The sequence below is a fragment of the Mycobacterium sp. E1386 genome, assembly GCF_001672745.1.
In the GTDB taxonomy this organism is placed as follows: domain Bacteria; phylum Actinomycetota; class Actinomycetes; order Mycobacteriales; family Mycobacteriaceae; genus Mycobacterium.
In genome coordinates this window covers 44241-61938 of sequence record NZ_LZKH01000175.1, presented here as the reverse complement: position 1 = coordinate 61938, position 17698 = coordinate 44241, and the positions used below count along the sequence as shown (strand labels likewise).

The 17698-nt window shown below is 66.6% G+C and carries 14 protein-coding genes and 1 tRNA gene; 4 read left to right on the top strand and 11 right to left on the bottom strand.

All coding sequences use genetic code 11. The features are described 5' to 3' along the window. From A5709_RS17995 to A5709_RS17980, 4 genes are all read right to left on the bottom strand, one after another. A complete protein-coding gene (locus A5709_RS17995) occupies window positions 1-2343 on the bottom strand; it encodes a glycerol-3-phosphate 1-O-acyltransferase (protein WP_068121267.1) in 2343 nt (780 codons plus the stop codon). Next, window positions 2340-4073 (bottom strand): HAD-IB family hydrolase/lysophospholipid acyltransferase family protein, encoded by a 1734-nt coding sequence (locus tag A5709_RS17990; RefSeq protein ID WP_068121263.1) that lies wholly within the window; start codon window positions 4071-4073, stop codon window positions 2340-2342. The genes A5709_RS17995 and A5709_RS17990 overlap by 4 nt, the downstream gene beginning before the upstream one ends. Then, a complete protein-coding gene (locus A5709_RS17985; protein WP_067947024.1) occupies window positions 4070-5539 on the bottom strand; it encodes a wax ester/triacylglycerol synthase family O-acyltransferase in 1470 nt (489 codons plus the stop codon). The genes A5709_RS17990 and A5709_RS17985 overlap by 4 nt, the downstream gene beginning before the upstream one ends. Window positions 5540-5683: 144 nt before the next feature. Further along, window positions 5684-6928 carry an alpha/beta hydrolase gene (locus A5709_RS17980; RefSeq protein ID WP_068121262.1) on the bottom strand — a complete coding sequence of 415 codons (1245 nt, stop codon included), beginning with the start codon at window positions 6926-6928 and terminating at the stop codon, window positions 5684-5686. 187 nt (window positions 6929-7115) lie between these two features. On the opposite strand from A5709_RS17980, the gene A5709_RS17975 reads away from it, so the two are divergent. Further along, window positions 7116-7192: transfer RNA gene (locus A5709_RS17975), tRNA-Arg, on the top strand. 68 nt (window positions 7193-7260) lie between these two features. Here the strand turns inward: A5709_RS17975 and A5709_RS17970 are convergent. The 4 genes from A5709_RS17970 to A5709_RS17955 all read right to left on the bottom strand — a co-directional run bounded on the left by A5709_RS17970 (window position 7261) and on the right by A5709_RS17955 (window position 11748). Next, complete coding sequence (locus A5709_RS17970) at window positions 7261-8187, bottom strand: cyclopropane mycolic acid synthase family methyltransferase (protein WP_068121260.1); 927 nt, start codon at window positions 8185-8187, stop codon at window positions 7261-7263. A gap of 121 nt (window positions 8188-8308) precedes the next feature. Beyond that, complete coding sequence (locus tag A5709_RS17965) at window positions 8309-9487, bottom strand: serine hydrolase domain-containing protein (protein WP_068121257.1); 1179 nt, start codon at window positions 9485-9487, stop codon at window positions 8309-8311. After that, a complete protein-coding gene (locus A5709_RS17960) occupies window positions 9484-10947 on the bottom strand; it encodes a biotin carboxylase (RefSeq protein ID WP_068121255.1) in 1464 nt (487 codons plus the stop codon). Before A5709_RS17960 ends, A5709_RS17965 begins: the two co-directional genes overlap by 4 nt. 108 nt (window positions 10948-11055) lie before the next feature. Beyond that, on the bottom strand, window positions 11056-11748 hold the full coding sequence (locus A5709_RS17955; RefSeq protein ID WP_068121253.1) for a type 1 glutamine amidotransferase domain-containing protein: 693 nt from the start codon (window positions 11746-11748) through the stop codon (window positions 11056-11058). Window positions 11749-12158: 410 nt separating this feature from the next. Here A5709_RS17955 and A5709_RS17950 point away from each other — a divergent pair, with 410 nt between their 5' ends. The 3 genes from A5709_RS17950 (at window position 12159) to A5709_RS17940 (ending at window position 14170) form a co-directional block, all read left to right on the top strand. Then, complete coding sequence (locus tag A5709_RS17950) at window positions 12159-12572, top strand: hypothetical protein (protein WP_067947036.1); 414 nt, start codon at window positions 12159-12161, stop codon at window positions 12570-12572. A gap of 440 nt (window positions 12573-13012) precedes the next feature. Then, window positions 13013-13783, top strand: coding sequence for an enoyl-CoA hydratase (locus A5709_RS17945; RefSeq protein ID WP_068121251.1), 771 nt, complete (start codon window positions 13013-13015; stop codon window positions 13781-13783). A 102-nt stretch (window positions 13784-13885) separates the two neighbouring features. Then, window positions 13886-14170 (top strand): hypothetical protein, encoded by a 285-nt coding sequence (locus tag A5709_RS17940; protein ID WP_068121249.1) that lies wholly within the window; start codon window positions 13886-13888, stop codon window positions 14168-14170. A 4-nt stretch (window positions 14171-14174) separates the two neighbouring features. Here A5709_RS17940 and A5709_RS17935 read toward each other — a convergent pair whose 3' ends face one another. The 3 genes from A5709_RS17935 to pdhA are packed head-to-tail and all read right to left on the bottom strand — an operon-like array spanning window position 14175 to window position 17483. Beyond that, window positions 14175-15338, bottom strand: coding sequence for a dihydrolipoamide acetyltransferase family protein (locus tag A5709_RS17935; RefSeq protein WP_068121247.1), 1164 nt, complete (start codon window positions 15336-15338; stop codon window positions 14175-14177). Continuing rightward, window positions 15335-16384: a 3-methyl-2-oxobutanoate dehydrogenase subunit beta gene (bkdB, locus tag A5709_RS17930; RefSeq protein WP_068121245.1), complete on the bottom strand. Its 1050-nt coding sequence runs from the start codon at window positions 16382-16384 to the stop codon at window positions 15335-15337. Before bkdB ends, A5709_RS17935 begins: the two co-directional genes overlap by 4 nt. Then, window positions 16368-17483, bottom strand: coding sequence for a pyruvate dehydrogenase (acetyl-transferring) E1 component subunit alpha (pdhA, locus tag A5709_RS17925; RefSeq protein WP_068121242.1), 1116 nt, complete (start codon window positions 17481-17483; stop codon window positions 16368-16370). Before pdhA ends, bkdB begins: the two co-directional genes overlap by 17 nt. Window positions 17484-17698 lie beyond the last annotated feature (215 nt).

Here is a 17698-nt window from a genome sequence, read left to right as displayed (position 1 = left end):
CTACCGAGCCAGGCGCTCCCGACGCGCTTTGACCTCGCGGGCGACGAACTGGTCGCGCGCTATCCGCCCGACATAATTCGAATCCCGCAGGATGTCCCGCAGTTCGCCCCGAAACGCGGCCCGACGCTCGGCGAGGTCCGGCGCGGGCGCGATCAGATCCTGGTCGACGACGACCTGATAGGCCGTGGCGAACAACAGCGTCGACACCGATTCGCTGCTGCGGACCCGGGTTTGCGCCACGTATTGGCGGCCCACGCCGAGCGCCGACTCGGTCAGCGTCTTCTGGCCGACGTCGGCCGGCGCATCCCGCAACACGTCGGCGACGATCTCGTAGGCCTCGAAGAACACCCGCAGCATCGCGTCCGCCATCAGCGGACGCTTGGCGAACAGCAGCGCGTCGATCTCCTCCCCCCCGGCGCTGACGTGGTCTTCCCAATCGTCATGCCAGGCCATCTCTTCGGCGATGTTGTCCCGAAACGCCGCCGAGTCCGCGAAGTAGAAGTCGAACTTGAGCAGGTCGCGCAACCGCATGGCCTGGTCCCAGAAGGCACGCATGCGGTCGCCCTCGGCGTGCCGGGCATGCGCCAGCGCCAATTCGACGATCGAGGTCTCCAGGAAGGCATGGATCAGCGAGTTGCGGTAGAACGCTGCCGCGTGCTGCTCGTCGGGGGCGATGTGCCACACCGGTTCCCGGCCACCGTCGACCCGGGTGATCGGGTGCCCGTTGGACAATGCGTCGACCGCCGCCCGCACACCGTCGCGCGAGCGCAGCCGCAGCGCGCTCGTCGACATCGGGTTCTGTTTGCGTTCCAGGTAATCGAGCGAGTCCTGCAGCGTGTGGTGCAACTGATCGAGCGTCAACGCCGCGCCGCGAGTGGTGAGCAGCAGCGCGCACACCAGGCCGGTCGCCGTCACCGGCGTCGCCTGCAATATCCGCCACGCGACCTCGAACGACATCTTCTGCAGCGCAAGCCGTTTGGCGTCTTGGTCGTGTGACAGCGCGCCGTGCGCCGGGCCAAGGTATTGGCGCATCGAAACGGCTTCCGGGAAGCGGACGTAGATCTTGCCGTAGTTGCGTTCGCCCTGCGCCCTGATGAAGTTGTACAGCCAGCCAACGCCTTCGGGCGTCTTCTCCCCGCCGCGGGCGTAGGCCGCGTACTCGGCGGTCTCGTGCAACTGGTCGAAACTGATGGACACCGGCTGCAGCAGGATGTCTTCACTGCGGCCGTCCAGGTAGGCATCGGCGACGTAGGCCAGCAGACCGAGTTTTGGCGGCAACATCTTGCCGGTGCGCGAGCGGGTGCCCTCGATGGACCAACTCAAGTTGAACCGCTTTTCGACGATATACCCGACGTATTCGCGCAGAACGTATTTGTAGAGCGGGTTTTCACCGATGTTGCGGCGGATGAAGATGACGCCGGACCGGCGCAGCAGTGGGCCCATCGCGCCGAACGACAGGTTGATGCCGGCGAACACATGCACCGGCGGCAGCCGGTTCTCCTGCATCGCCACCGGCACCACCGCGCCGTCGATGTAGGAGCGATGCGAGAAGAGCAGCACCGCCGGGTGGGCCTCCAGGGCGGCGCGCATCGCCGCGACCTGATATCCGTCGTAGTCGATCTCCGGATCGAACCCGCGGCTGAGCATCCTGCCGAGGACGGAAACCAGGTCGACGGACACCCGGCTCCAGCCGGTGGAGAGCTCGTCGAGCATCTCGCCCGCTTCGTCGACGGTCGCGCCGGGGATCTTCTTCAGCCCGGCACGAAACCGGCTGGACTCCAGGATTTCCGGCTTCACCAGGCGCGGAGACTTGTACTGCGGACCCAGGATTCGATACTCGAAGCGTTCCAGCGCCAGCAGCGCGCGTCGGATGACGAATCGGGCGAAGTCGCTTTCGTTCTCACCGACGGTGATGTTGCGCCATTGCTCGCGCAGTTCGGAGACTTTCGCGGGTTCGCCGGCCACCACCCGCGCCCGCTGGGGAGCGTTGCGCATGATGTGCAGTTGTTGACGTTCGTTGGGGTGGTAGGGATCTCGCCCGGGCAGCAGGCCGGCCAGCTTGGCGATTCTGCCACGGTCCGGTGGCGGCAGCCAGAACACCCGCACCGGCACGATGGAGCGGCCGTCGGCCCCGAGCTGTTCGATCAGCGCGGTCAGCGCCTCGGGAGGCGCGGTGGGCGGCGGCAGCTCCAGCACGTCGAATCTCGCGCCGGGTATGGCGGCGCGCTGTTGAGCCATCCAGGCCGTCACCAGGTCCCGCTCGACCGGCGAGGCCATGGACGCCAACACCAGCGAGTCTTGGCCGGTGAGGACCGCGGTGGTATCCGCGGCCGTTTCGGTCACGGCCGCCCTTCGGGCGCGGATTCCGGCGGCTCCGCGCTGGAGGAGAGCCCGTGCGCCTCACCGTCTTTGAGGGCGGCCTGCGACCCGTGGGGATTCGCCTTGGCGGGCTTGGCTTTCGAGGCGGCCCTCTTCGATGCGGCCTTCTTCGCCGGTGCCTTCGAAACAGCCTTAGCCGCAGTCTTTTTCGCGGGCGCCTTGGCCTTCGTCGCCGCCTTCTTCTCGGCATACAGGTCTACCTGGGGCAGCTCGTCGACCGGCCAGTTGGCCAGCGTGTCCAGATACAGCTGACGGACCTCGGCGATGCGCTCCGGCAGGTTCTCGACGGTCCAATCCTGCACCGAGATCGGCGGAAAGACGGCGACATCCACGGTACCGGGATTGACGACGGTCGAGTTGCGGGCGGCGACGAGTTCCGCGTTGCGGATCACGATCGGGACGATCGGGATCCCGGCCGCCATCGCCAGGCGGAACGGCCCCTTCTTGAAGGGCCCGACTTCGGTGGTGTCCACGCGAGTGCCTTCCGGCGCGATCACGATGGACAGTCCCCTGCGCGCCCGGTCTTCGATCTCGTGCATCGTCTCCACCGCGGCGACGGGGTCGTCCCGGTCGATGAACACGCCGTCGAGCAGCCTGCCGAGCGTCCCCATGATCGGGTCTTTCTTCAGCTCCTTCTTCCCCACGCCGATCCAGTTGTCGCGCACCAGCGCTCCGGCGATGACCGGGTCAACTTGGTTGCGGTGATTGAAGATGAACACCGCCGGCCGCTGCGCGGTCAGGTTCTCCTGACCGATGACGTTGAGCTGCACCCCGGCGATGGCCAGCGACAGCTGGGAGAAGGTCGAGGTGAAGAAGTTGACCCCGCGCCGCCGGTTGCGGGTCAACACGCCGATGCCCACGGCGCCCGCGGCGACGGGGAACATCGAGCCGAAGCCGGCGAGGGTGCGGATCTGCCGGCGCAGGCCCACCGGACCGCGGCTGCTGAACCGCAGGATCGGCCAGCCGCGGCGTTTCGCCACGGCGGCCATCTTCCCCTCGGGATTGGTTGGGCGGGGGTTGCCGACCAGGTACATGAGGGCGACGTCCTCATCCCCGTCGGCGTAGAAGTAGCTGTCCTTCAGATCGATGCCGTTCTCGGCGGCAAACCGTTGCACCGCAGCGGCTTTGCCGGGCCCCCACAGGATCGGCTTCTGCACACCGCCGGTGAGTATCCCGTCTTCGGTGGTTTCGAACTTGTTGGTGAGCATGTTCGAGATGCCCAGGAACCGCGCCACCGGGTTGACCTGAATGGTCAGCGCCGACGAGCTGAGCACCACGGTGTGCCCGCGAGCCACGTGCGCCCGGACCAGCTCGCGCATCTCCGGGTAGATCCGCGACTCGATCCGCTGCACGAACAGCCGCTCGCCGATCTCTTCCAGGTCGTCCAGCAGGCGGCCGGCCAACGCGGCGGCGGCCTTGCCGATGAGGTCCTCGAACTCGATGCGCCCGAGCGTGTGGCTCAGCCCGGCCTGGACCATGCCGAGTAGCTCACCGACCCCCATGTCACGGCGCAGCAGCCGCTCCTGGGTGAGAATCACCGCCGTGAAGCCGGCCACCAGCGTCCCGTCGAGGTCGAAGAACGCCCCGATCTTCGGACCCGGTGGGCTGGCCATGATTTCGGCGACCGAGCCCGGCAACCGCATGTCCGTCCCGGGCGTCCCGCGCTCGTCGCCCTGGTCTTTGGTGGCGCTCATGAACCCGACGCCGTCCGTGCCGAAGTCGCCGGTTCGGTGAACGAGGCCGGCACCGCGTGGGGCGCCCCCTCACCGGCCAGCGCCAGAATTTCGTCGAAGCCTTCCAACAGGCATTGAGCGAACAGTGGCTCGTTGCGCACCGAGGCCCTGTCGTAGCGCACGGTGATGGTGCACCACCCGCCCCGAGAGATCAGCACCACCATCATCGCTACCCCCGGTAGTGGACCGATCCCATACTGCCGCAACACCTTTGCACCGGCGATGTAGGTGTCTCCCGGGTACACCGGGACGTTGCTGGCCTGCACGTCGGAGCCGATCACCGAGCCGGTGATGCCTTCGAGCACCGCGGTCGGCAGGACGCTGAGCAGTGGCGCGACGGAACCGATGATGTTCATCGCGGGCTCGTCGCGGCGCTGCGTCATCTGCGCACGGATCTTCTTCATCCGCGAAACCGGGTCGACGGTGCCCACCGGCGCGGCCAGGTTGACCCCGGTGAACCTGTTGCCGCCGGCCGTGTCGGCCTCGGCCCGCAGGCTAACCGGGACCGCCATCGGCAGCGTGCTGATCGGCACACCGAGCGCCTCGTGATAGCGCCGCAGGGCTCCACACAGGCCGGCGAGGTAGGCGTCGTTGATCGATCCCCCGCCCGCCTTGGCCGCCCGGTGCAGGTCGGAGAGCGGGATGTCGATCGCCTCGGTGCGGGTCGCCAGGCTGCGCCGCCGCAGCAGCGGCGACGGCTCGGCCGACCGGTTGAGCACCCGCATCCCCGACATGGCATAGCCCACGATCCCGGACACGGTGGAACCCGGCTCCAGGACCGCCCGTCCGGCCGCCGACACCGCCCCCGACACCGCGCTCACGACACCGCCGACCACGGCGGTGGGCAAGTGGTTAATGCCTTGCCGCATCAGGTCATTGGGGGTCAGATCCTGCGGGATGGGCAGCGGGGGCGTCGGCTTGGCAGGCGGGTCGCGCTCCAGGTCATAGATTTCCGCAAACATCTGCACACCGCCGACGCCGTCGGTGACCGCGTGGCTGACGTGCAACAGCGTGGCGGCTTTCCCGTCGGCCAAACCCTCCACCAGGGTGGCCGTCCACAGCGGACGGGAGATGTCCATGGGCGACTGCAGGATCACCTCGGCGAGGTTGAACACGTCGCGCAGTGTCCCGGGCTCGGCCACCCGCATCCGGCGCACGTGGAATTCGAGGTTGAAATCGGGGTCCACCACCCAGCGCGGCGACGCGGTCGGCAGGGTCGGCACGACAACCTTCTGACGCAACCGCAACACCCGTCGGGATGCGTTCTCGAATCGGGTCAGGAACTTGTCCCAGTCCGGTGTGGTGTCGAGAAGTTCCAGCGCCATGATGCCCGACCGAGTCCGGGGATTCGCTTCACCACGATGCATCAGATAGTCGACCGGTCCGAGTTGGTCGGACAATTTCACGACCCCATCGGACTCAGTCATGGTCCTCCGCCCGACGCGCCAGCCCTGTCACCGTCGATCAAGCCTCCTGCCTCGGCCCCGCCATCCCCATAGCCAACACAACGCTAGTCGGGTTGCCGCGCTGGTGAAAGGAGTGGTCGGGCGCCGGTGACGGGGGGCCCGGGCTCAGCTGGCCGGTGTGGCCGCCAGCTGGTCCAAGTCCAGCAGGGAGCTGACGCGCCGGCCGTAGATGACACCCAAGAAATCGGCGACGGCGTCCGCGGCCAGCCGCGAGCGGACCGTCGAGAGGATGTCGAACGCGTGGTGGGCATTGGCGAGCTCCGCGTGGGCCACCGTGGCGCCGGCGGCGCGCAACGCCGCGCAGAAACCCCGGGCCTGGCCACTGGGGACCAACTCGTCCTTCTCGCCGTGCAACACGAAGAAGGGCGGCGCGTCGCCGTGAACGTAGTTGACCGGTGACGCCGCCCTGAACCGCTCGGGGTCGTCGGTGTAGCGGGCCTTCATCACGAACTGCTCCAGGAACGGCAGCATCAAGTCGTGCATGTTCTCGAAGTCGGTGAAGTCGTACACGCCGTAATAGGGCGCGACGGCCTGAACCGTCGTGTCGGCGCCTTCGAATCCGGGTTGGAACGCCGGGTCGTTCGGGGTAAGCGCGGCCAGCGAGGCCAGGTGTCCGCCGGCCGAGCCGCCGGTGATCGCGATGAAGTCGGGATCACCCCCGTAGTCGGCGATGTTTTGGCGGACCCACGCGATCGCCCTCTTCACGTCGATGAGGTGCGCGGGAAACGTCGAACGCGGGCTCTTGCAGTAGTTGATCGAAACGCAGATCCAGCCGAGTTCGGCCATGCGGCTCATCAGCGTGTAGGCCTGCACTCGTTTGTCGCCGACGGTCCACGCCCCGCCCGGGACCTGGATCAGCACCGGCGCCCGCCGCCCCGGCGCCAGGTCATGGCGGCGCCAGATGTCGAGCAGGTTGTCGCGACCAGCCGGACCGTAGGGGATGTTCGACGTCTGCGCCGCGTACCGGCGATGCGGCCCGGGCCTGTTCAACACGCCGCTGCGCGGCGCGCAGACTGGCTTGATGCCGGCCGGGTGGCATACCTGCTCGCGGAAGTCCGGCCCGAAGGACTCCTCGAGCGCGCCGGTCAGCGCCCTATCCGCCCGCTGGGCCGCCCAGGATGTGCCGACGCGGCCGATGGACGGGTGCGCGACCCGCGACAACGCGTGCCCGGTCACGACGTGCGGTGGAAACTCCGTGGAAAGCCAGCCCACGAGGCAGCCCAGCGCGAACGGCGAACCGCGCAGCAACAGCGTGCCGGCCCGATAGGCATCCATCGCATCGGCCGCCAGGCGTGCTGCCTGGGTACCAGCCCATGAGCACCGCGAAGTCAGGTGCATGGTCACGCTCATAGCAACGCCACCCCTCGACGATCTGCACACGCCTCGTTGCGGTAAACGGCCGATTACCGGCCGGTGTTGTACGTGTGTCGAGGGTCCCAACCATAGCCGATAACCGTGGCGCGGGAACGCTTTTCGCGCGCGTCGCGGCGGCGAGTCGTAACTCGACACGCCGTTGGAATAGACTGACCTGCACATTGCCTCCGTAGCTCAGGTGGATAGAGCAAGGGCCTTCTAATCCCTAGGTCGCACGTTCGAGTCGTGCCGGGGGCACCACTCGGCTGAATTACCTCGGCTGGTGCCTGACGCCTACTTCGGCGGATACCTGACCTCGCACCCGCCGACTACTTGACCATCGTGAACTGACAAACGTTGGTGTAGCCGTCGCGGAACAAGTCAGAGCACCCCCGCAGGTAGTGCATGTAGATGTCGTAGGTCTCCTGCCCCTTGAGAGCTATCGCCTCGTCTCTGTGCGCCTCGAGAGCGTCCGCCCAGGTCGTCAACGTCGGAACGTAGTTCTTCCCGATGAAGTGATGGCGCTCGATGTTGAATCCCGCCTCCGTCGCATACCGGTCGATCTGCTGAACCTGGGGCAACCTCCCGCCCGGGAAAATTTCCTTGAGGATGAAGCTGATGAACCGCAGCAGGCTCATGGTCGTCTTCAAGCCGAGCGCGTTGACCTCCTCGGTGGTGGGCACCACGATCGAATGCAGCAGCATCCGGCCGCCGTCGGGCAGCAAATCGTAAAACTTCTTGAAAAAGACGGCGTAACGCTCGTATCCGGCATCGCCCGCACCGTCGGCGAAATGCTCGAACGCGCCCAGCGACACGATCCGGTCGATCGGTTCGTCGGGGAATTCCTCCCAGCCCTGGATCCGCACCTCCATGCGGCGGGGACTGTCGATCTCTTTGAACTTCTCCACGTCGTGCGCGTACTGGTTCTCGCTCAGCGTCAGACCGATGACGTTGACGTCGTACTCGGCCACCGCGTGCCGCATCGTCGAACCCCAGCCGCAGCCGATGTCGAGCAGCGTCATGCCGGGCTCGAGGTTCAGCTTGTCCAGCGACAGCTTGCGCTTGGCGTACTGCGCCTCCTCCAGCGTCTTGGTCAGATTCTGCGGGTCGGGATGTTCGTCAAAGTAGGCGCAGCTGTAGGTCATCGACGGGTCAAGCCAGAGCTTGAAGAACTCGTTCGATTTGTCGTAGTGCGACCGGACCTTCTCGACCGGCGGCTTCAGGTGTGCGCTTCCCGCGTTCCCTTGAGCGGACATCTACAACGCCCCTAACTTCCCTGCGGATACCGATGACCAACGTTTTCCGGTGGTCAAAGTGATCCTTACCCACAAAAGTCTAGGTAAAAGCGCCTTGCATCGAGGTCGCAGGTGCGGGGCACTAACCGCCGATGCCTGTCAGTTCCCCTGCCACCGCATCGAATGCCCGCAGTGTGTCCAACATGTGCGGCTCGTGGGAGTGCGGCTGGGTGGACACCTTGGCGGCCACCACCTCCGCGGCGCGGTTGACATAAATCATCTGACCGCACATGCCCAGGGACAGCACAACATTGTTGCCCGGGTAGGGGAACCACATCTGGTTTCGGTACATCCCGCCGGGCAGATCGGTGTTGCGATCGGGGCTGGCTGCGAACGCCTGACGCGAGTCGGGACCGCCGTCAAGGGTGTCGGCGATCCACGCCGTCGGCACCACTTGCTCCCCGGTCAGCGAGACGCCGTCATGCAAGAACAGCGACCCGAACCGGAGCATGTCGGTGAGACATGCGCTGACGCCGCCGTCGCAAAACCCGGTCCCGACCGGGTCGACGGCAATGGTGGCGTCGCTTTGGGCTCCGATCCGACTCCACAGCAGTTCCGACATCAATGTGGGCATCCGCTGGCCGGCGGCGACCTCGCAGATCCAGCCGAGGACGTCCGTTTCACACGAGCGATATTCGAACGGACCGCCGTGAGCCGACTTCCGCCGCAGGGTCAGCAGAAAGTCATGGAGTGTGGCGGGGACGTCTGGGCCGCTCTTGGGCGCCCACCCCATCGCCTGGTCGAGACAGTAAATCTCGGCGGCCGGGTCATCGTAGTTCTCCGAGAAGGCGATGCCCGACCTCATATCCAGCAGGTGCCGCACCGTCGCGCCGGCGTAGCCGCAGTTCCCCAGGGCGGGAACGTATTTCGTAACCGGCGCGTCCAACTCGATCGCACCGGATCCGTGCAACGCGCCGACGACGGCCGCCACCAGCGACTTGCTCACCGAGAACAGCAGGTGCCGGGTCCCGGCCTCCATGCCGTCCCGGTACTCCTCGGCCACCATCGAGCCGCGGTGTGCGACGGCCCACCCGTCGGTCACGGTGGCCGCTATTACCGCGCCGACGGTGGTCGCCGTCCCGTTGGTGCTGGTCACCGAAATTTCGGCCAGGGGAGCGCGGGCGTCCGGCAGACGCGCGACAGGCCCCGTCCCCCGGGGGATTACCGCGGTCGGCACCATGTCTTCGACGTGCTGGAAAGACCACCGCGCATAAGGCGGCGACAGCCAGTTGTGCAGTGAGATGCCGGCCGGGCGGCTCACGCGCGCGCGACGAGTCGCGAGACGATCGGCGCCGCGGGCGTCAGGGGCGTCGAGGTGAACTTCGCCTTCATGCCCTTGACCCAGCGCTGGCAGCGCTCGCTCAGCTGATAATCGTCCGTCTGCAGGTGTGAGCGGGTGACGAGCACGCCGAGTTGGGCGCCCTCGGACCGTAAGTCGCCGGGCGCGGCGACCCTCATGTAAAAGGCCTCGGACCCGTCGAGCAGCGTGGCCCAGTCGTTGGCGGTCCGCGAGAAAGAGACCCGACCGTCGTCATCGATGCGCCATACCCCGGTGCGTGGCGTCGCGGTGAAGATCTCGATATCCGGCGACGTCTCGGTGAGGATCACCTGGCCCCAGACCTCGTCCTCGCCGTAGCCCCGCTCCCAGCGCGCGTTGATCTCGTCGATGTCGAGCTCGTATTCGACGTCCATGTACTCGAGCAGGTGAAAAAGAAACAGCGGCATGTCGGCGTAGGCCTCGGTAGTCAAGTTCGTCATCGGGCTCGCGCCGGACAGACGCGGATTCACTTCGCCGAGGTAGAGCTCGTCGGAGTCGAGGTCATGCAGAAGGTCTACCTCGAAGTAGCCGAGGTAACCCTCGCGGCGCATGACGTCGCCCAGCTTTGTCACCATTTCTCGCGCGGCGTGGGTCTGGGCGGGTGGCAGCACCTCGTGCCAGATGTCATTGCCACACCAGCTGCCCCGGCTCGGTGTCAGCTCCGAATAACCGACGAGACTCGTCATCGCGGGGCCGACCACCGTGCCGTGGCGGGTCACGGCACCCTCGAGGCATACCTCGACATTGCGGATCCGTTTCATAACCTTGAGGTCCTGCCCGACCAGGTTGCCCGCGTTCTCGTCCCAGTCGCGTTGACCGTGCACAAAGAACGTCCCGCTGCCGGCGTTGCCATAGGCGATCGAGATGACGAGGTCATCTCCCAAGCCGGCGTCTTGGGCGAGCGTCAGCAATTCGTCATACGAGCCGGCCCGCCCGATCGTGTTGGGCACACTCGGCACCCCCGCCTCGTCAGCCAGGCGTGTCATGACGATCTTGGAGCCGAGGCGCTCACGCAGCTCGATCGGCGGGTGCATGACCTCCAGACCCGCCGACCGCGCGAGGGCCTGGATTTCCGCGTTCATCATCACAAAGCAGCACTTGCCACCCGGACCTTTACCCGCGATGAATTCGAGCGTCTCGGGATCGGACAGCAGGTGGCTGCACACTTCGTCCATCGAGTCGAAATCACGGCGGTCGCGCCGCCGGGGCACGAACACGCGCGAGTGCGTGCCCTCGAAAGAGTCAAAGTAGGTCAGGTAGAAGAAGTTTCGTATCCAACGGTCAACACCTAGCAGGTTGAACGGGGTCGGCGAGATGAAGTACAGCGGCACCTTGTTGGTGTGGAAGAACGCGCGTATGTCCGAGAGGCCGTTGAGCACGCGACCCGGCTCGGGCCCGCCCATATTCACGCAGCCCGCGCCGGGGACAGGGGCGTCGCACTCAGCGCGTCGGCAATGCAATCACATCCGTTCATCCCATAAGTGTGGACCCGCCTGGGCCGCGGCACTCGCTTAACGGAGTTCCTTCATGAACTCTTTCGCCAAAGGTCCAGCGGAGGCGGGATTCTGGCCGGTGAACAGATTGCGATCTTTCACCGTATAGGGCTTCCAGACCTCGCCGCGGGTGAAGTCGACGCCCAGCTTGACCAGTTCGTCCTCGGCGGTCCAAGGCGCCTTCTCCCGCAGGCCGACGGCGTCCTCTTCGTCGTTGGTGTACGCCGTGACCTTGTAGCCGGCGAATGGCGATGCCCCGTTTCGCCGGGTCGCCAACATCGCAACCGGCGCGTGACAGACGATGGCCAGCGGCTTGCCGGACGCGAGTGCCGCGGTCAGCAGCCGGCCGGAGTCCGCGTCCTGCCACAGGTCCTCCATCGGCCCGTGCCCGCCCGGGTAGTAGACCGCGTCAAAGTCCTCGAGGCGGGCGTCGGCCAACTCGATCGGCCGGCGCAATTCGTCTGCGGAGCGCAGGATCTCCTCCAGTTCCCGGGCAATCTCTTCACTGCCGGCCATCGACGGACGCAGGCTCATCACATCCACATGCGGCACAACACCTTTCGGGGTGGCCACCGTGACCTCATGACCGGTGTTGGTGAGCTCCCGGTACGGGGCGGCGAACTCCTCGGCCCAATAACCCGTCGGATGCCTCGTGCCATCCGTGAGCGTCCAGTAACTTGCGCCGGTCACGACGAACAGAACCTTTGCCATCGCGCTTCCCCTCGTTAGCCCCGCAATGCATTGATGCAAGCGTCGCCCATCTCATCGTTGGCGTGCAACCGCGAACCGCGACTACGACGCCGGTGCGAGCTGCCCGGCCCGGTCACGCCCGCTGGCGGCCGGTCGCGTCCATCGCGGTCGACGGGCCTGTTTCGCGGAGATCAGACCCAAACCGAGCGTGCTCATAACGGCGATTACGGCAGAGACAATCGCCAGGCACGTACGGTCGCTGCGCCGCCAGACACAACGGCGTAAATGGCTCTTAACAAGTGCCGCGATGCCACTGTCGCCAAAAGTTTGCCAAATAGACGGTTAGGGAACGACAATTGGCGTGTCGTGCGAGCAGATGACGCTGACGGGGGATTATGACTTAGGGCGTCTCTATTCGAGGGGTGGTCGATGTGACGTCGGACGACTGGCAACCGGTAGTGCGAGTTGGAGAACCCAAGTTCGTAGCCGGGCTGGGGAACAGGATCAAAGTTGAGGTCAAGACACGGGGGTGGCTAAGCCGAGACTGGCGCGGCTACTTCGGTTCTCAGGTTTCGCAGCAACGGCTCGATGCCCGGTACTCCTCCTATCCCTGTTGGGACGAGATCCAGCGCATCGAGGGCACATGCGCCGCGGATGAAGCGGAGCGCTACATCGAAATGATCGATGCGGCAATCCACTATGCGAACACGAGGTTGCGCTATGACGCGTTGCCAACCGCGGTGCTCCAAGGGACGCAGCGGGATCAACGAGCATGCGCCGTCAGACGGCGCCAAGCGGCCCTCGATCAGCTCGCGAAGAAGTTGGCAAGACCCGAATGCGGGTGAACGAATAGGCAAGGCTCCGGCTCGATGCATGTTGCGTCTCGCGGCTTCGGGTCAGGCGCGGTGGCGCAATTACGGCCCTGAATCACATCCCCGTCATTAACGACGTGCCGTCTCGGGGCACCGTTTAGAGCGTAGTCTCGCGCACCCAATGGCAAACGCATTCGCCTTTCACAACAATTCTTTGGAATTGCCCGTACGCGACCTCCAATAGCGCTCGCGTCCTGAGGGTGAGCAAATCCCCTGCGTCAAGACGGAATGCGAAGGCATTTAAAGGGTTGCCGCCGGTGCCGATTGGGCGAAAACCCGCAGCGGCCGCGCTTCCACCGGTTGCCATCCTCGAACAGGTCGCGCAGTACCCTAACCCTGCCCCGGAGTCGCAGCCGACGGCACAGCATCGTGCGTCGCTCGGACCCGCCAAACCCAAGCCGCGGAGGTGCCCGATGGCCCAATCCGACCTCGTCTTGTTCACCGTCGAGAATCGCGTCGCACTCATCACCGTCAACGACCCCGACCGGCGCAACGCGGTGACGGCCGAGATGTCGGCGCACCTGCGCGCCGCCGTGGAGCGGGCCGAGGCCGATCCTGGCGTGCACGCCCTGGTGGTTACCGGCGCCGGCAAGGCCTTCTGCGCCGGCGCGGACCTCAGTGCGCTCGCCGCCGCGGGCGGCGACAAAGCCGAGGCGGGCCTGCAGCAGCTCTACGACGGCTTCATGGCCATCGGCAGTTGCCGGCTGCCCACCATCGCCGCGGTCAACGGCGCGGCCGTCGGCGCGGGTCTGAATCTCGCACTGGCGGCCGACGTGCGCATCGCCGGTCCGGCGGCACTGTTCGACGCCCGATTCCAGAAGCTCGGGCTGCATCCCGGCGGCGGTGCGACCTGGATGCTGCAGCGGTCGGTGGGCCCGCAGGTTGCCCGCGCCGCCCTGCTCTTCGGCATGCGTTTCGACGCTGAGGCCGCCGTGCACCACGGCCTGGCGCTTTCCGTCGCCGACGATCCGGTCGCCGCCGCGCTCGAGCTCGCCGCAGGGCCCGCGGCCGCACCGCGCGAGGTCGTGCTGGCGACGAAGGCAACCATGCGCGCCACCGTCAGCCCGGGATCGCTCGACCACGAGCAACACGTCTTCGCCATGCGCACGGAGCTCGGCCCTCAGGCCTACTCCATCCAGTCGCCGGAATTTGCCCAGCGACTGGCTGCGGCGCGGCGGCGGTAGTGCCATCATGGGCTAGCAGGTTGGGATCGGTAGCAGAGCGAACGCTGTGTGCTTGCTGCGACGACGCCAACCGACATGGCGCATGGACGAAGGACACATCGCGTGAACATCACCCTCACCCGCATCGCCGCCGGGGCGCTGCTCTCCGGCGGACTCGCCACGGCCGGATTCGCGCTGGTCGCCGGCACCGCCCACGCCCAGCCAGCCCCCGCGCCGCGGGTTTACTGGTGCCCCAATCAGCCGTGGGACCCGGCATGGGGCGAGAACAAGTACTGGAACCAGTGCTGGGACACCGAGAACCCGCCGAATCACCCGCCCCCGCCGCCTTTCCACCAGCCCAATTTCAACTGCGGCCTGTTCTGGTGCCCCGTACCGCCGCACCCCTGAGCGGTTAAAGGTCGAGCAACGCGGTCGCGGGTGACTCGACCAGGTCCCTCAGCTCGGTGACGAACCGGGCCGCCTGAGCGCCGTCGGCGACGCGGTGGTCGAACACGCACGTCAGGGTCATCGTCGGGCGCACCAAGACCTGATCACCAATGGCGACCGGGCGCGGCTTGATCGACCCCATCCCCAGGATGGCCGCTTCCGGATGGTTGATCACCGGCACGCCGTCGTCGGCGCCCAGTGCCCCGAAGTTCGAAACGGTGAAGGTGGAGCCACGCAACTCCCCCGGCGCGAGCGTGCCTTCCCGCGCGCCGGCGATCAATTCGCCCGCCCGAGTGGCCAATGCACGGGTGGTCATGTTGTGCGCGTCGGTGATCACGGGGACCAGGAGCCCGCGCGTGGTGGCCACTCCGAATCCCAGGTGCACTCGATGATCGACGCGGATCTGCGGGCCCTCGGGCGAGTCGACCCACGTCGAGTTGAGTATTTCGTTGTGACGCAGCGCAATTACCAGCATTCGCATTGTCAGGACGAACGGCGTGATCCTCTGCTCTGCCGACGCCAGGTCGGACAGGCTCAACAACTCGGTACAGTCAACCGCGACGCTGACTTTGGCCGCCGGAATCTCCCGGTGCGACGCCGTCATCTTGTTGGCCATCCGGGCATGCACGCCGCGGACCGGTCGAACGTCGGCCCCGTTCTGATCCGCCGCCGCCAGCACGTCCGCACGGGTGATGATGGCGTCGGGATCGCGCTGCAGCGAGCGCAGGTCGACCATCAGCTCCTTGGCCAATTTGCGGGTCGGCGGGGCGGCGCGCGGGCGGCCGCTCCGCCGGCTGACGTCGATGCCGGCGTCCGCGCCGTAGCCGACCAATGTGGGCACCTGCCCGGAGGCCGCCGGGGGCTCGCCGTTGAGCGGTGCGGTGTCGATGCGGACCAGCACCGCGCCCACCGGGAGCACATCGCCTTCGCCGCCGTGGGTTTCGACGATGCGCCCCGCGTACGGGCTGGGCAGTTCCACCTCCGCCTTGGCGGTCTCGACGGAGCACAGCACCTGGTTGAGCTCGACGTCGACGCCCGCGGCGACGTTCCAGTGCGTCACCGTCACTTCCTGTAATCCCTCACCGAGGTCGGGAACCCGGAACGACTTGACCCGCTCGTCGGCGCTCATGGCTGCCCCAAAGCGCGCTCGACGCAGTCCAGCAGCCGATCGGGTCCCGGTAACCACAACCGCTCGAGCCGCGCCGGCGGGTACGGAGTGTCAAACCCGCAGGCGCGCAACACCGGCGCTTCCAGTTCGTAGAACATCTCCTCTTGGATCCGGGCGGCCAACCCGGCGCCGTATCCCAGGCTGCGCGGCCCCTCGTGCATCACCACGCAGCGTCCGGTCCGGTGAATCGATGCCGCCACCGTATCGAAGTCCAGCGGAACCAGTGACCTGAGGTCGATGACCTCTAGCTCCCAACCACGTTGCCGCTGAGCCTCTTCCGCGGCGCCGACCGCGGTGCTGACCAAGCTGCCGTAGGTCACGACGGTGACGTCGGAGCCGGGCCGGCGCACCGCGGCCCGTCCGATCGGCGGTTCGGGCCGCTCGGTGTCGACGGTGCCACGGACCTGATAGCGGCGCTTCGGCTCGAGATACATCACCGGGTCGGGACACGAGATCGCATGGCGGAGCAGCCAGTAGGCGTCGGCCGGGTTGGAGGGGACCACCACCTTCAGCCCCGCGGTATGCGCCCAATACGATTCGGTGGAGTCCGAATGGTGTTCGGCGGCACCGATTCCGCCGAAGGACGGGATCCGCACCGTCACCGGCATGTTGATCTCGCCGCGGGTGCGGGTGCGGTACTTCGCCAGATGACTGACCACCTGATCGAAGGCCGGGTAGGAAAAGCCGTCGAACTGAATTTCCGGCACCGGCACGAAACCGCGTAGTGCCAGTCCCACCGCAATCCCGATGATGGCGGATTCTGCCAGTGGCGTGTCGAAACAGCGCTGCTCGCCGAACGTTTGGGCCAGCCCTTCGGTGACCCGGAACACCCCGCCCTCGACCGAGACGTCTTCGCCGAACACCAGCACCCGGTCGTCGGCGGCCATCGCGTCATGCAGAGCACGGTTGAGCGCCTGCACCATGGTCAGGGTCTGCGCTCCGACGTTCTCCGTTGCGGCGGTTCGGGTGTCGTCGGGACTCGCCGGGCGATCAGCAAGCTGAGTCATTGGGGCCCCCCTCGCTTCGGTCGAGTTCGGCCCGCAGCGCTTGGCGTTGGGCGTGCAGCCCGGGCGTCATCTCGGCGTATACCGTGGTGAACACCTCGTCGATGTCGAAATCGGCTGCGCCGAACACGGCATCGCGCAGTTCGGCGCGCATCCGCTTGGAGCGGGCGGCGACGCGGTCTTCCAGGCGGTTCGACCACAGGCCCTGGTTCTGCAGGTAGGTGCGGTAGCGCGGGATCGGGTCGAGCGCCGACCAGCGGTCCACCTCCTCCTGGGTCCGGTAGCGGCTGGGATCATCCGATGTGGTGTGCGGTCCGAGCCGATAGGTGACCGCCTCGATCAGGGTCGGGCCGCCGCCGGCCCGCGCGCGGGCGGCGGCCTCGGCCATCACCGCGTAGCAGGCCAGCACGTCATTGCCGTCCACCCGGATTCCGGGCATGCCGTAGCCGATCGCCTTGTGCGCGATGGATGGTGCCGCGGTCTGTTTGTGGATCGGCACCGAGATCGCCCATTGGTTGTTCTGCACGAAGAACACGCAGGGTGTGGCGAACACGGCCGCGAAGTTCAGTGCCTCATGTACGTCGCCCACGCTGGTAGCGCCGTCGCCGAGGAAGGCCACCGTCACCGAATCCTCGCCGAGGCGTTGCGCGGCCATAGCCGCCCCGACGGCGTGCAGGGTCTGGGTGCCGATCGGAATTGAGGTCGGGGCGCAGCACTTCTTGGTGAATTCCAGTCCGCCATGCCAGGTTCCGCGCCACACCGCGCCGACGTGGCCGGGCGGGATGCCACGCACGAGATAGACGCCGAGCTCCCGGTATTGCGGGAACAGCCAGTCTGTTTTGCGCAGACAGGCCGCCGCGCCCACCTGGGCGGCCTCCTGGCCGCGGCACGACGCGAACAACGCCAACTCTCCCTGGCGCTTCAGGTTGACGAACTCGGTGTCCAGTTCGCGGGTGACCACCATCATTTCGTAGAGCCAGCACAGTGTCTCCGCGGGAAGGTCACGGACATAGCGGCGTTCGGGCGTGGGAGTCCCATCCGCGGCGACGAGTTGCACCGGCTCGAGGTCGACGGTCATCGGCAGTTGAGGCACCGTCGCCATACCGTCTCCCTACCTCGGTGCCGCAGGGCCACAGCCTCAGCCGGGACCTAGCGCGAGCCGAAGTCGATCGCCAGCTACACGAAAGGCTCCGCTCGCCGCGACACTGGCGTACTCACCATTATGCGCTCGAAAGAGAACAGACCGCGGTGATCGCGCACGTGTCGCGCCGAGCGGCGCAACGGGTCGAACGGAAGCCGGCCGGTGCTTGCGACCAA

What these genes read in the sequence shown, in the direction of transcription:
- A5709_RS17990 (WP_068121263.1), bottom strand. Translation starts at nt 4,073, where the DNA reads ATGAGCGCCACCAAAGACCAGGGCGACGAGCGCGGGACGCCCGGGACG.
- A5709_RS17985 (WP_067947024.1), bottom strand. Translation starts at nt 5,539, where the DNA reads ATGACTGAGTCCGATGGGGTCGTGAAATTGTCCGACCAACTCGGACCG.
- A5709_RS17980 (WP_068121262.1), bottom strand. Translation starts at nt 6,928, where the DNA reads ATGAGCGTGACCATGCACCTGACTTCGCGGTGCTCATGGGCTGGTACC.
- A5709_RS17970 (WP_068121260.1), bottom strand. Translation starts at nt 8,187, where the DNA reads ATGTCCGCTCAAGGGAACGCGGGAAGCGCACACCTGAAGCCGCCGGTC.
- A5709_RS17960 (WP_068121255.1), bottom strand. Translation starts at nt 10,947, where the DNA reads ATGGGCGGGCCCGAGCCGGGTCGCGTGCTCAACGGCCTCTCGGACATA.
- A5709_RS17955 (WP_068121253.1), bottom strand. Translation starts at nt 11,748, where the DNA reads ATGGCAAAGGTTCTGTTCGTCGTGACCGGCGCAAGTTACTGGACGCTC.
- A5709_RS17945 (WP_068121251.1), top strand. Translation starts at nt 13,013, where the DNA reads ATGGCCCAATCCGACCTCGTCTTGTTCACCGTCGAGAATCGCGTCGCA.
- A5709_RS17935 (WP_068121247.1), bottom strand. Translation starts at nt 15,338, where the DNA reads ATGAGCGCCGACGAGCGGGTCAAGTCGTTCCGGGTTCCCGACCTCGGT.
- bkdB (WP_068121245.1), bottom strand. Translation starts at nt 16,384, where the DNA reads ATGACTCAGCTTGCTGATCGCCCGGCGAGTCCCGACGACACCCGAACC.
- pdhA (WP_068121242.1), bottom strand. Translation starts at nt 17,483, where the DNA reads ATGGCGACGGTGCCTCAACTGCCGATGACCGTCGACCTCGAGCCGGTG.